Source organism: Streptomyces sp. NPDC002054 (genome assembly GCF_040296685.1).
Taxonomy (GTDB): domain Bacteria; phylum Actinomycetota; class Actinomycetes; order Streptomycetales; family Streptomycetaceae; genus Streptomyces.
The window spans coordinates 121,958-134,471 of sequence record NZ_JBEOXT010000026.1 but is presented as its reverse complement, the minus strand read 5'-3'; the positions used below and the strand labels follow the sequence as shown (position 1 = coordinate 134,471).

The 12,514-nt window shown below is 73.1% G+C and carries 14 protein-coding genes and 1 pseudogene; 6 read left to right on the top strand and 9 right to left on the bottom strand.

Annotated features, from left to right (window positions below):
* The first annotated feature begins 246 nt into the window (after positions 1 to 246).
* Positions 247 to 699 (top strand): GNAT family N-acetyltransferase, encoded by a 453-nt coding sequence (locus ABT123_RS23720; RefSeq protein ID WP_351317993.1) that lies wholly within the window; start codon positions 247 to 249, stop codon positions 697 to 699.
* A gap of 10 nt (positions 700 to 709) precedes the next feature.
* Here the strand turns inward: ABT123_RS23720 and ABT123_RS23715 are convergent, their stop codons facing one another.
* Both ABT123_RS23715 and ABT123_RS23710 read right to left on the bottom strand, forming a co-directional pair.
* A complete protein-coding gene (locus tag ABT123_RS23715; RefSeq protein WP_351317991.1) occupies positions 710 to 1,201 on the bottom strand; it encodes a ribonuclease FAU-1 family protein in 492 nt (163 codons plus the stop codon).
* Positions 1,198 to 2,151 (bottom strand): GNAT family N-acetyltransferase, encoded by a 954-nt coding sequence (locus tag ABT123_RS23710; RefSeq protein ID WP_351317989.1) that lies wholly within the window; start codon positions 2,149 to 2,151, stop codon positions 1,198 to 1,200. The genes ABT123_RS23715 and ABT123_RS23710 overlap by 4 nt, the downstream gene beginning before the upstream one ends.
* Before the next feature lie 72 nt (positions 2,152 to 2,223).
* Between ABT123_RS23710 and ABT123_RS23705 the strand changes: the two genes are divergently transcribed.
* Positions 2,224 to 2,610 (top strand): GntR family transcriptional regulator, encoded by a 387-nt coding sequence (locus ABT123_RS23705; protein WP_351317987.1) that lies wholly within the window; start codon positions 2,224 to 2,226, stop codon positions 2,608 to 2,610.
* Between the two features lie 105 nt (positions 2,611 to 2,715).
* On the opposite strand, the gene ABT123_RS23700 is transcribed toward ABT123_RS23705, so the two are convergent.
* Positions 2,716 to 3,822, bottom strand: a complete 1,107-nt coding sequence (locus ABT123_RS23700) for a DUF5925 domain-containing protein (protein ID WP_351317985.1) — start codon at positions 3,820 to 3,822, stop codon at positions 2,716 to 2,718.
* 246 nt (positions 3,823 to 4,068) lie between these two features.
* Here ABT123_RS23700 and ABT123_RS23695 point away from each other — a divergent pair, with 246 nt between their 5' ends.
* On the top strand, positions 4,069 to 4,875 hold the full coding sequence (locus ABT123_RS23695; RefSeq protein WP_351317983.1) for an SGNH/GDSL hydrolase family protein: 807 nt from the start codon (positions 4,069 to 4,071) through the stop codon (positions 4,873 to 4,875).
* Between the two features lie 23 nt (positions 4,876 to 4,898).
* On the opposite strand, the gene ABT123_RS23690 is transcribed toward ABT123_RS23695, so the two are convergent.
* Entirely contained in the window at positions 4,899 to 5,921 is a 1,023-nt protein-coding gene (locus ABT123_RS23690; protein WP_351317981.1) for a serine/threonine-protein kinase, read from the bottom strand.
* A 272-nt stretch (positions 5,922 to 6,193) separates the two neighbouring features.
* Between ABT123_RS23690 and ABT123_RS23685 the strand changes: the two genes are divergently transcribed.
* Positions 6,194 to 6,463 carry a hypothetical protein gene (locus ABT123_RS23685; RefSeq protein WP_351317979.1) on the top strand — a complete coding sequence of 90 codons (270 nt, stop codon included), beginning with the start codon at positions 6,194 to 6,196 and terminating at the stop codon, positions 6,461 to 6,463.
* A 38-nt stretch (positions 6,464 to 6,501) separates the two neighbouring features.
* Here the strand turns inward: ABT123_RS23685 and ABT123_RS23680 are convergent, their stop codons facing one another.
* The 3 genes from ABT123_RS23680 to ABT123_RS23670 all read right to left on the bottom strand — a co-directional run bounded on the left by ABT123_RS23680 (position 6,502) and on the right by ABT123_RS23670 (position 9,533).
* Positions 6,502 to 7,698 (bottom strand): CaiB/BaiF CoA transferase family protein, encoded by a 1,197-nt coding sequence (locus ABT123_RS23680; RefSeq protein ID WP_351317977.1) that lies wholly within the window; start codon positions 7,696 to 7,698, stop codon positions 6,502 to 6,504.
* An 84-nt stretch (positions 7,699 to 7,782) separates the two neighbouring features.
* Entirely contained in the window at positions 7,783 to 8,571 is a 789-nt protein-coding gene (locus ABT123_RS23675; RefSeq protein WP_351317975.1) for an ABC transporter permease, read from the bottom strand.
* Complete coding sequence (locus ABT123_RS23670) at positions 8,568 to 9,533, bottom strand: ATP-binding cassette domain-containing protein (RefSeq protein ID WP_351317973.1); 966 nt, start codon at positions 9,531 to 9,533, stop codon at positions 8,568 to 8,570. Before ABT123_RS23670 ends, ABT123_RS23675 begins: the two co-directional genes overlap by 4 nt.
* A gap of 71 nt (positions 9,534 to 9,604) precedes the next feature.
* Between ABT123_RS23670 and ABT123_RS23665 the strand changes: the two genes are divergently transcribed.
* The gene (locus ABT123_RS23665) at positions 9,605 to 10,324 is read left to right on the top strand and encodes a TetR/AcrR family transcriptional regulator (RefSeq protein ID WP_351317971.1); all 720 of its coding nucleotides are present in this window, start codon (positions 9,605 to 9,607) and stop codon (positions 10,322 to 10,324) included.
* A 25-nt stretch (positions 10,325 to 10,349) separates the two neighbouring features.
* Here ABT123_RS23665 and ABT123_RS23660 read toward each other — a convergent pair.
* Positions 10,350 to 11,460, bottom strand: a pseudogene (locus ABT123_RS23660) (type ISP restriction/modification enzyme).
* Positions 11,461 to 11,575: 115 nt separating this feature from the next.
* On the opposite strand from ABT123_RS23660, the gene ABT123_RS23655 reads away from it, so the two are divergent.
* Positions 11,576 to 11,740, top strand: a complete 165-nt coding sequence (locus tag ABT123_RS23655; protein ID WP_351317969.1) for a hypothetical protein — start codon at positions 11,576 to 11,578, stop codon at positions 11,738 to 11,740.
* Between the two features lie 13 nt (positions 11,741 to 11,753).
* Here ABT123_RS23655 and ABT123_RS23650 read toward each other — a convergent pair whose 3' ends face one another.
* The gene (locus ABT123_RS23650; protein ID WP_351317967.1) at positions 11,754 to 12,503 is read right to left on the bottom strand and encodes a GntR family transcriptional regulator; all 750 of its coding nucleotides are present in this window, start codon (positions 12,501 to 12,503) and stop codon (positions 11,754 to 11,756) included.
* Positions 12,504 to 12,514 lie beyond the last annotated feature (11 nt).

Sequence of the window (12,514 nt, the reverse complement as noted above, 5' to 3'; positions counted from 1 at the left end):
GGTGTTCGTCTTCCCGGTGTACTGGATGTTCTCCTCGGCGCTGAAGCCGTCGAGCGAGATCCTCACCAAGGACCCGGTCTTCTTCTTCGTCCCCAACCCATGGGTCGCGGCGCCGCCTCCGGCCTTCCCTGGCCCGGCCAAGCTAGCCACTCCGGCCACGGGTTTCGCCCGTTCCGGGGCCCGGAGGCCGATCTTTAGGGTCCGCTTAAGGAGGCGCTAAGCGGGCCGACAGATAGCGTGGCCCACATGATCGTTTCGCCCCTGCCCCGGGTCGCCCGGGCTGCGGATGTGCCGGCCGTGCGTGCCGTGACCGATGCCGCGTACCACCCCTATATCGAGCGGATCGGGATCCGGCCCGCGCCGATGGACGCCGATCACGCGGCCGAGGTCGCCGCCGGGCACGTCTTCGTGCTCGGAGAGCCGGTGGCGGGCCTGGTGGTGCTGGTGCCGGCAGCGGACCATCTCTTCCTTGACAGCCTTGCCGTGCATCCGGACGCCCATGGCACCGGACTGGGCCGCGCCCTGCTCGGTTTTGCCGAGGCCCGGGCCCGCGAGCTGGGCCTGCCCGAGATCCGGCTCTACACCAACGCCCTGATGTGGGAGAACCGGAAGCTCTACCCGCGCTACGGGTACGAGCTGGTGGAACGCCGGGTCGACGGCCCGTACGACCGCTTCCACTACCGCAAGCACCTGGACTGACCGAGCCCGGTCAGTCCAGCAGCCCGGTCAGGCCGCCCTCCTTGGCGATCCGCTCCAGCTCGTCGAGGGCGGCGAGGGCCTGCCGGGCCGCCTCCGGGTCCCGCCCGGCCAGCCCGCTGTCCGCGAACTCGTCCTCGTCCAGGCGTCGTACGTCGGACCCGTCCGCCGAGACCCACAGGTCGAGGTCGAGGTCCTCGACCACGAGCTCGGTCGGCCCGTCCGTCTCGCGCACCACCGCGGGGCGGGTGATGTCGCAGTACCAGCCCTTGAGGTCGTCGTCGCCGGTCCGGACCTCCTTGACCGCGTACCAGCGGTCCCGCCAGTAGTGCTCGATGAACACGTCGCCCGGCTCGAACCGGACGAACCCGAAGTCGCGGGCGTCCGGGGCGGCCCAGGGCGCGCGGACGCTGATCCGGGTGCCGTCGTCGACGAGCAGCCCCGCCTTGTATCGGATCTTGGTCCGGCCGGCCTTGACCAGCACCACGTCCAGGAACTTCCTCATGCTTCCGTACTCCTCGTCAGGTGCTTTGCATAGCGCGCCTCGGCGGCGCAGATCTCGTACCCGAACCACCGGTTGATCGCGAGCATCGGGCCGTTCCCGCTGTCGTTCCCGGTGAAGGCCTCGGTGTAGCCGGCCGCCCGGGCCCGGTGCAGGGAGGCGGCCTTGGCCAGCTTGGCCAGGCCGCGCCCGCGGTGCGCGCGCCGGGTGCCGGTCATGGCCGTGCCGTAGCGGCCGGCGCCGTCGGTGTGGGCGGCGGTGAAGGCCGCGACCTCGCCGTCGACCAGGGCGACCATGGTCAGCTCCTTGTCGAGGGCGGGATGGTTCCAGGTGTACCGCAGCCAATGCTGGTAGTCGCCGAAGTCGAGCTCAGTGCCCACATCGCTCGGTTCGTCGGCCACAGTCTCCGCGTCCACCGTGAACACCGGGCGCGGGTCGGCGGCGAAGGCCGAGGCGGGCCGCAGTTCCACACCGGCCGGCAGCTCCGGCACCGGGGGCAGGGTCCCGTTCGCCAGGTCGAGCCGGAGGAAGTGTGCGGACCGGCCGGCCCGGTAGCCGTGGCGCTCGGCGAAGGCCCGGTTGGCGGGCTCGTCCAGCACCCAGACGAACAGCTCGGCGGCGCCCTCGGCCGCGAGGTACGCCTCCGCGGCGCGCAGCAGCGCGGTGCCGGCGCCGAGACTCCGGCGGTCCGGGTGGACGTAGGTGTTGGCGAAGGACCGGCCGGGCTCCGGGCTCTCGTACGCGAATCCGACCTGGGCGGTGCCGATGACCTCCCCTGCCGCGGTTTCGGCGACCAGTAGCCGGTAGCGCTTGGCGGGGTGGGCGCAGGCCAGTTCGAAGCCGGTGATCTCCGGGGTGGCGATCATGAACGGCAGGGCGGCACGGCGCACCCGGACGAAGGCCTCCACATCGGCGGGGTCGGCGGGGCGGAGGTCCCGGACAAGTACGGTCATGGGCCGGACGGTATGCGCCACGTCCGGCCACCCGCCTCCGAATTTCCGGGCCGATGGCGCACAATCTGCCGTGTGACCTCGACGAATCTGAAGATCACCCTGGACCGGGCGGCCGATGCTGTGGCCCCGTACGAGCAACTGCGCGCGCAGATCGCGGAGCAGGCACGGTCGGGCGGGCTGCCGACGGGGTTCAAGCTGCCGACGGTCCGCGGGCTGGCGGAGGAACTGGGCCTGGCGGCGAACACGGTGGCGAAGGCGTACCGGGCGCTGGAAACGGACGGGGTGATCGAGACGCGGGGCCGGCACGGCACGTTCGTCGCGGCGGCGGGTGACGCGGCGGCCCGCGAAGCCGCGGGCGCGGCGCAGGTGTATGCGGAGCGGGCCCAACGCCTTGGCCTCACCTTCGACGAGGCCGAGGCTGCCGCGTTGGATGCGCTTCGGGCGCGCTACGGGCGGTAACCCAGGGGTACGGGGCTGCGGGCAGGGCGGGGTGAGAGCTGCTGGCGGCGGTCCCGGTGTGCCCACCCGTCCCGCCCTGCGGGACGATTGCCCACACCGTCCGTGCTAGAGGTACAGGCCCGCTGCCGGGCTGTGGGGCTGGGGTGGGAGGACTGCTGCCGGGCCTGCGCCGCGGCGTAGGGCGAACAGTTCGGCCAGGGTTGCGCCCTCGCGGGATACGCCCTCGTCCGAGCCCAGCCAGTCCACCGCCTCGTCGTGGGTGAGTTTGCCGACCTCGATCCGGGCCAGGCAGCGGCCGGGCCGGACCACTGCGGGGTGCAGCCGCTCCAGGTCCTCGTTGGTGGTGACGCCGACGAGCACGTTGCGGCCCTGCCCCAGCAGACCGTCCGTCAGGTTCAGCAGCCGGGACAGCGCCTGGCCGGCCGTGTGCCGGGCCTCGCCGCGGATCAGCTCGTCGCAGTCCTCCAGCAGCAGCAGCCGCCAACGGCCCTTGGCCGTGCCCTCGTCCTCGCCGATCGCGATGTCCATCAGGTAGCCGACGTCGTTGAACAGCCGCTCCGGGTCCAGGACGCAGTCCACCTGGCACCAGTCCCGCCAGGACCGGGCCAGCGTCCGCAGCGCCGAGGTCTTGCCGGTTCCCGGCGGTCCGTGGAGCAGCAGCAGCCGGCCCGCGATGTCGTCCGGGGTCACCTTCATCAGCCGGTCCATGGCCGTGGCCACCGGGGCGGTGTAGTTCGGCCGGACCTCCGCCCAGGTGCCGGCCGCGATCTGCCGCGTCGTACGGTACGGGCCGCGCCGCGGGGACACGTACCAGAAGCCCATGGTGACGTTCTCGGGCTGCGGTTCGGGCTCGTCCTGAGCCCCGTCCGTGGCCTCGCCGAGCACGCTGGAGGCCAGTTCGTCGCTGACCGCCGTCACCGTCACATCCGCACCCCGGCTCCAGCGCGACACCAGCATGGTCCAGCCCTCGCCCTCGGCGAGCATGGCGCTGCGGTCGGTGTCGCGGGCGGAGCGCAGCACCGAGGCCGAGGGCGGCAGCAGGGTGGCTCCGGCCTTGACCCGCTCGATGGTGACGCTGTGCGAGTACGGCTGCTCGCCGGAGGCGAACCGGCCGAGGAACAGCGCGTCGACCACGTCCGACGGTGAATCGCTGTCATCCACGTTGAGCCGGATCGGCAGCGCGTGCTGTGGGTCGTCTGCGGTGACTGACATGGCGCCCATGATCCGGCACGGAGTGCCCTCGTGCACCCGTGTTTCCCCGGTTCGTTCGCTGGATCGGGTGGGCAACTTCCGTCCTCAAACGGCTTCCGCAGTGAAGATTCCGCCCGGATCACCCTCCCCATCCCCACGCCGAACATTCTTGGCATGGACACTTCCAGAACCCTCCGGCTCCTTGTACGACGTAACTCGACGCATTCGTCGGTACCCCCCCCACCACCCCCACAAGGAGCCGCATCCATGAGACTGTCGCGCTTCGCCTCGTTAACCTCCGCACTGCTGCTGGCCGCCGGCGCCGCCCTGTTCGGTGCCTCCTCGGCCGCCGCCGCGCCGCAGGCCGACTTCGGCTATGTCGCGCTCGGCGACTCGTACTCCTCCGGCGTCGGCGCCGGCAACTACGACAGCGGCAGCGGGAACTGCAAGCGGACCAGCCGCGCGTACCCGGCGCTCTGGGCCGCCGCCCACTCCCCGCAGACCTTCGCCTTCACCGCCTGCTCGGGCGCCCGTACGGGTGATGTGCTCGCCAACCAGCTCGGACCGCTGAACAGCGGCACCGACCTGGTCAGCATCACCGTCGGCGGCAACGACGCCGGATTCTCCGACGTCATGACGACCTGTGTGCTGCAGTCCGAGTCCTCCTGCATCAACCGCGTCAACCAGGCCAAGGCCTACGTGGACACGACCCTGCCCGGCAAACTCGACCAGGTCTACAACGCCATATCGGCCAGGTCCCCGGCCGCCCATGTGGTGGTCATCGGCTATCCCCGCTTCTACAAGCTCAACGGGAACTGCCTGGCCGGGCTCTCCGAGGGGGAGCGCGCCGCCATCAACGGCGCGGCCGACTACCTCAACACCGCCCTGTCCAAGCGCGCCGCCGACCACGGCTTCACCTACGCCTCGGTCGTCGGCGCCTTCACCGGCCACGAGATCTGCTCCGGCAGTGCCTGGCTGCACAGCGTCAACTGGACCAACATCGGCGAGTCGTACCACCCCACCGCCGCCGGCCAGTCCGGGGGCTACCTGCCCGTCTTCACCAACGCCGCCTGAGCTCTGACTCTTCAGGGGTCAGTTCAGTAGGCGATCAGCCAGATCAGTGCCACCAGCGCAGCCAGCAGCACCAGCACCCCGGCCGTGAGCACCAGGCCGGCCCGGCGCGGTACCGCCTCCTCCGGCGGTACCGGCGCCGGGGACCCACCGCCACCCGCCCTTGCGTCCGCATCCCCGGCCCGGCCGTCGGCCGTCGCCCGCGCGGGGTCCGACACCGGCCCGTCGGAGGCTCGTACCCGACCGCCCGCGCCCACCACCCGCAGCATCCGGGCGGCCTCCGCCACCGGCAGCCGGTCCGCCGGATCCCGGCGCAACAGCCCCTCCAGTACGGGCGCCAGCGGGCCCGCCCCGGCCGGCGCGGCCAGGCCCGCCGCGCCCTCGCGCAGCGGCGGCGGCGCGGCCCCGGCCACGGCCGCGTACAGCAGCGCGCCCAGCGACCACAGATCCGACTCCGGCCCCGGCTCCCGCCCGGACAGCCGCTCGGGGGCCAGGAACTCGGGCTCCGGACCGGACGGCCGCAGCAGCCCGAAGTTGCTCAGCACCACCCGGCCGTCATTGCCCACCAGCACATGGGACGGCTTCACATCCCGGTGCAGCACCCCCGCCTCGTGCGCAGAACGCAGCGCGACCAGCAGCTGCTCGCCGAGGTGTGCCACCCGCTGCGGGGACAGCGGCCCGTCCGCCGCCAGTACCTCGGCCAGCGACAGCCCGCGGATCAGCTCCATCACGATCCACGGCCGGCCCTCCTCGGTGGCCACGTCGTGCACCCTGACCACCCCGCGGTGGGTGATCCGGGCCGCGGCGCCGGCTTCCCGCTCCACCCGGGCGTACAGCTCCCGGGCCGCCGCGGGGTCGGTCCCGGCCGGAGCGCGGACCTCCTTCACCGCCACCTCGCGGCCCAGGATCTCGTCCCGGGCCCGCCAGACGATCCCGGTGGTGCCTTCGCCCAGCGGTCCCAGCAGCCGGTACCGGCCCGCGACGAGGCGTCCGCCCTCCGGTGTGCCGCTCGGCCTCTCGCCCGGCGTTCCGCCCGGTGTTCCGCTCACCCGAGACCCCCTCAGCTCCATCAGCCGGCCCCGCCCGCTGCCCGTAAGGACGCGATCACTCCACGTTATCCGAGTTCGTGTGATGTGGCGCCGCTCGCGCAGAAACTCTCCAAACCGGCCGATTTGTGCGGAGAGTGACGATCGACTCCGCTGAGTAATCGTCAACTCCCGCTCGGAGTAGGGGTAATTCACACGACCGGGATACCCGACTGCGACGCGGGGGCGATAGGGTTTACCCTGCCCGGGCCGGGTGTCCTTGTACGGGGAGAGACATGGAACAGATAGCAATGCGCAGCAGGCCGCCTCGCGTGCCTGCCATCACCTGCGGGAGCAGCGCGACCAGCTCGCGACTCGACCGCCATCTCGCCGTGCTGGGCGGCCCAGCCGTCCCGCAGCACGAGGCGGCCGAGGCGACCCTGCTGATGCGTGAACTCACGTCGCGCGACCACACGCACGTCCAGCGGAGCCGGAGTGCGCGCGTTGCGCTGTTCGCGCCGCTGCGCCGACTGCGTCGCACCCTCTTCGGCAGCCGCCGTTCGTAACACCGTCCCCGTCCTCCCGACGCACCCCCGTCCAGGTCTCAGGCGACCACACCGTCCCGGCGCAGCGCCGTGATCTGCGCGCCCGTCATCCCCAGGGCGCGCAGCAGGGCGTCGGTGTGTTCGCCGAGCGCCGGCACCGCACCCATCCGCGGTGCCGCGCCGCCCGGCAGTACGATCGGCGGCAGCAGGGCCCGCAACGGCCCGGCCGGGGAGTCCACCTCCCGCCAGCGGTCCCGTGCCGCCAGCTGGGGGTGCCCGGCCAGATCCGCCACCGAGTTGAGGCGCGCACAGGCGATGCCTGCCGCCTCCAGGCGCTCGATCGCCTCCGCCGCACCGAGCCGGGACACCGCCTCGGCCACCACCGCATCGGTCTTCTCCCGGTTGGCGGTCCGCGCCGCATTTGTGGCGTACTCCGGATCCTCCGCCAACTCCGGCCGCTCCAGGACCTGTTCCGCCAGCCGACGCCACTCCCGGTCGTTCTGCACCGACAGCAGCACCCGGCTTCCGTCCGCCGTCGGGTAGGCGTCGTACGGGGCGATCACGGCGTGGGCGAGGCCTGTACGCGGCGGCTGCTCCCCGCCGTGCATGGTGTGGTGGAGCGGATGCCCCATCCACTCGGCGAGCGCGTCCAGCATGGACACCTCCACCGGGCCGCCGCGTCCGGTGACACCGCGGCGCAGCAGGGCGGCCAGTACCCCCGAGAGGGCGTACATCGCGGCGGCGATATCGGCCGCCGGAATGCCGGACTTGACGGACTCCGCGGGCGTTCCCGTCACCGAGACCAGCCCCGCCTCGCACTGCACCAGCATGTCGTAGGCCCGCTTGTGCGCGTACGGGCCCTCCGCGCCGTATCCGGAGACGTCCACCGCGACCAGCCGCTCGTAGCGGGCGGTGAGCGAGGCCGCGTCGAGGCCCAGCCGGGCTGCCGCGCCCTGGGCGAGGTTCTGCACGAAGACGTCCGCCCCCGCGATCAGCTGCTCCAGGACCTCCCGGCCGCGCGGCTCCTTCAGGTCCAGGGCGATGGACTCCTTGCCCCGGTTGGCCCAGACGAAATGCGAGGCCAGCCCGTGGGCGGCGGTGTCGTAGCCGCGGGCGAAGTCGCCGCCGTCGGGGCGCTCGACCTTGATCACCCGGGCGCCGAGGTCGGCGAGCTGGCGGGTGGCGAAGGGGGCCGAGACGGCCTGTTCGACGGCGACGACGGTGATCCCGGCCAACGGGAGCGGTTGGATGTCCATGGAAGACGTGCCTACCGGTTGGCACCCGGATCTGTCACCCCGTCCCGGTGCCGGTTCTGCCGTGGCCGGTCAGTCGTGGCCGGTTCAGCCGTGGCCGCGCGCGAACCGGCGCGCGGCCAGTGGTACGAACAGCACCAGCAGGGCCACCGACCAGCACAGCGCCCCGGCGACCGGATGGGCGGCCGGCCAGGCGGCGCCCGCCGCGGCCTCGCCGCCCGCGTTCCCGCACAGCTCGCGGACGGCCGTGGCCACCGCGCTGATCGGGTTCCACTCGGCGACCGTGCGCAGCGGGCCGGGGAGCCCGGCCGTGGGCAGGTAGGCGCTGGACAGCATCGGCAGGACGAAGGTGGCGCTGCCGAGCTGACCGGCCGCCTCCTCGCTCCGGCTGATCAGGCCGAGGTACGTGCCCACCCAGGCGGTGGCGAAGCGGAAGAGCAGCAGCACGCCGAGGGCGGCCAGCGCTCCCGGGAGTCCGTTCTCCACCCGCCAGCCCATGGCGAGCCCCACCAGCATCAGCGGAACCATCGCCACCGCCGTGGTCAGCAGGTCCGCGCCGGTCTGGCCGAGCGGGACCGCGGCCCGGCTCATCGGCAGCGTCCGGAAGCGGTCCATCACCCCGCGGTGGGCGTCCTGTGCGGCCGTGAACATGCCGGTCATCAGGCCGTTCGCGGCGGTTGCGGCCAGCAGCCCGGGCACCAGGAACTCCCGGTACTCGGCCCCGGGCATGGCGAGCGCGCTGCCGAACACGTAGCCGAAGAAGAGCAGCATGGTGATCGGCATGGTCTGGGTGAGGATCAGCAGGGCCGGTGCGTGCCGAGCCTTCTGCAGCTGCCGGCCGAGGACGGCGGTGCCGTCGGCGAGAACACTGCTCATGTCGCGTACTCCTTGGTGGGGGCCTTGGTGGGGGCGGTGAGGCGGAGGAACACCTCGTCGAGGGTGGGCGGGCGCAGCCGGGCGTCGGTGACCGGCACCCCGGCCGCGTCCAGGGCCCGTACGACCTGAGGCAGGGTCAGGGCGGCATCGCGCACCGTCACTCCGACGGTCAGCCGTTCCTCGTCCAGCACCGGCCGGCCGCCGGTGAGCCGGTCCAGCACCGCAGCCGCGCCGGGCAGCGCCTCCGGGCCGGCCACCGTGACCTCCGCGGCGGAGCCGATCCGCGCCTTGAGGGCTTCGGGTGTGCCGGTCTCGGCGGCCCGGCCGCGGTCGATCAGCACGATGTCGTCGGCGAGGCGGTCCGCCTCCTCCAGGTACTGGGTGGTCAGCAGCACCGTGGTGCCCTCGGCGGAGAGGGCTCGGACGGCCGTCCAGATCTGCTCGCGGGCGGCCGGATCGAGGCCGGTGGTCGGCTCGTCGAGGAACAGCACCCGGGGGCGGGTGAGCAGCCCGGCGGCCAGGTCGAGGCGGCGGCGCATCCCGCCGGACCAGGTCCCGGCGACCCGGTCGGCGGCCTCGGCGAGTCCGAACCGGTCGAGCAGTTCGTCGGCGCGGGCCCGCCCTGCCGGCCCCCGGAGCCCGCCGAGCCGGGCGAACAGCCGCAGGTTCTCCCGGCCGGTCAACTCCCCGTCCACCGAGGCGTACTGGCCGGTGACGCCGATCAGCCTGCGGGCGGCGGCGGGGGCGCGGACCACGTCCACTCCCGCCACGGTGGCGGTGCCGGAGTCGGGTGCGGTGAGGGTGGCGAAGATGCGGACGGCGGTGGTCTTGCCGGCGCCGTTGGGGCCGAGCAGTCCGCAGACGGTGCCCTCGGAGATGGCGAGATCGAGCCCGCGCAGGGCGTGGACCTCGTCGAACCGCTTCTCCAGACCCTCACTCAGTACAGCGTACGTAGAAGTCATGTGGGTGACCATACCGGACTACGTACGCTGTACGTAACTAGGATGGTGGGCGAGGAACGAGGTGATGACCGATGACAGCCAGCGGGCGCTCCGCTGAACCCGAGGTGATCTGGGCCCGCCCGCCGCGCACCGGCCGCGGGCCCCGGCCCGCCCACACCCGCGACTCGATCGCGGCGGAGGCGGTCAAAATCGCCGACGCGGAGGGCATCGAGGCGGTGTCGATGCGGCGGGTCGCGGCTGCAGTGGGCGCCGGGACGATGTCGCTCTACAACTACGTGCCGCGCAAGGAGGACCTGTACGAGCTGATGGTCGATGCGGTGAGCGGCGAGTACGAACTGGCCGCGCCCACCGGGGACTGGCGTGCCGACTTCACCGGACTGGCCCGCCAGACACGGCAACTGATGCACCGGCACCCCTGGCTGCCGGGCCTGCTGACCCCCGTGTACGGCTTCAGCCCGCATGCGCTGCGGTACCTGGAGCACTGTCTGGCCTGCCTGGCGCCGCTGGACGTCCCGCCCGGCGAGAAGCTGGAGCTGATTGCCGCGGTCAACGGGACGGTGGCCGCCTACGCGGCCAACGAACTGGCCATGGCCGAGCGGGCCAGGACCCTGCCGTGGAGCGAGGACGCGGAGCGCCGGGCCCGGACGGCCTACCTCGGCTCGCGGCTGGCGACGGGGGAGTACCCCCTGCTGGCCTCGGCCCTCTCGGCCGCCACCCCCGAGGTCGTCGCACCGGACCTCGACGCCGCCTTCGACCGCTCGATGGAACGCCTGCTGGCGGGGTGGGGCTAGACGGCGCGTTGAGGTCCGCGGGTTGTCAGAGGGGCAGGGCGAACTGTCCGCCCGGGCCCTCCTCCTGGTGCTCCAGGACCGAGGCCGGGCGGCGGGACCAGTGCGGTGGCGGGAGCACGCCCGCGCTGTGCAGGTCGCCCCTCGCAAGGGCCGGGCCGGTCTCGAACGCGGCCCGCTCCGGGGCGAGTTCGGCCAGCAGGGACAGGGGTGGTCAGCAGGCCCAGCAGTTCCGAGGTCCATTCCTGCGGCCACTGGGCGGGCCCGAGCGCTTCCAGCCCCTCCGCCGTGCGGTAGGCGGTCCGGGCGGCGAACCAGCCCTCCAGCACCCGGACCCCGCGCACCTCGTACTCCCAGGCCCCGGCCGGGACCGGAGAGATCTGCCCGGAGCCCAGGTGCAGGGTCTCGGTCTCGGGGTCGTACGCCGGCCCGTCCGGCCGGGCCGGCACGGCGGCCCGTACGTACGGCCGGCGCCCGCCCGGCAGCCTCGGCGGCTCCCCGCCCCGGGCGCCGCGCAGCTGGACGGTCAGGATGCGGTGGCCGAGCTCCAGCCCGGCCCGCCAGCGCTCGGGATCGCCGGCGAGCGGGACCTCGTACCCGCGCGGGCCCGGGCGGCCCGTGGCCAGTACCCAGGACAGCAGGTCCTCTGGCGTCACCCAGGTCCGGTACCGCTCGCCCAGGAAGTCGAGCAGGCCGGGCGCCAGATTCGGCTCGGCGCCGGCCGGGCGCCGGTGCAGCGGGCGTACGCGGCCCAGCCGCCCGGCCGGCAGGTGTGCGCTGACCAGATCGTCCATGAGGAACAGCTGCTGGGCGTCCCGGACCCGCCACAGCTCCGGGCGTGCGGCGTCGATGAGCCGCTGGTCCGGCAGCAGCCACTCCTCGTGGAACGGCCCGGACAGCACCCGCACCGGCTCCGGGCACTCCCCGGGCTCGTGCGCGAACCGCCCGGTCCGGGTGCGCTGCCCGGGCAGCGCCGCCGCCCCGGCGGCCGGCGTACGGGTCCGGCTCGGGCGGAACAGCCGCTCCCGCTCGGCTCCCTCGGCCGAGGTCAGCGCCGCCCAGCGGGCCCGCAGGGTCGCCGGATCGGCGGCGGCCGGCCAGGCCCGGCCCAGCCTCAGCGGGGCCACCGACCAGGGCATCAGATCGTCCAGCAGAAGCGCGTCGTCGCTCACGGCGCCGATGCTAGGGGGTCATCCCCGGTACCGGCACGCTACGCTCCTTTTGTACGCACATGTACCGACCGAGGAGGCGGCCATGAGCCAGTACGACGAATACACGACCCCGTCGCAGGCCGAAGGCGAACGACTCGACGACGACATGGACGAGAAGGAGCGCCGGCAGCGGCAGCACCCGCAGACCATGCGCACCACCCCGTCGCAGGCCGAGGGCGAGCGCGGAGCCGAGGACGACGAGAAGTAGGCAGAAGGACGGCTCAGTGCGCGTCCATGGTCACGGTGAAGGAGAACCGGTCGCCCCGGTACCGGATCCGCGCCACGTCCACCACCCGGCCGTCCTCGTCGTACGTCACGCCCGTGTAGTGCAGGATCGGGCTCAGCAGCGGTACGTCCAGCAGCTCGGCGGTGGCCGGGTCGGCCAGCCGCGCCTCCACCGTGTCCGTGATCCGGCTGATCCGCACGCCGACCACGTCCCGCAGCACCTTGGTCATCGGCCAGCGCTCCAGATCGGCCGCCTCCACCGCCGCGGCGAGCTCCGGCCGGACCGCGTTCTCCGCCCAGTTGGTGGGCTCACCCGTGGTGCCGTCGCGGCGCAGCCGCCGGTACGTGACCAGCTCCGCGGCATCCGGGAAGTACTCGGCGAGGTCCCCCGGGACCGGCCCCCGCTCCTGCCCGAGCACCGTGGTGCGCTCGCCCGACTGCTGGGCCACGATCGCGTCGACCGAGCCCAGCAGCCGTACCGGGGCGCTGCGCCGGGCCCCCGGCTCGATAAAGGTGCCGCGCCGCCGGTGCCGGCTGATCAGGCCCTCCTGCTCCAGCTCCTTGAGGGCCTGCCGCATGGTCAGCACACTCACCCCGTAGTGCTCGGCCAGTTGCTCCTCCGTGGGCAGGCGCAGCGAGGCGTCCGGGGTGCGGCCCAGTATCGAGGCGCGCAGTGACTGCGACACCTGGTACCAGAGCGGCAGCTTCCGGTTGAGTACCAGCGAGTCGGGTGCGAAGGCGGTCACGGCGGTTCTCC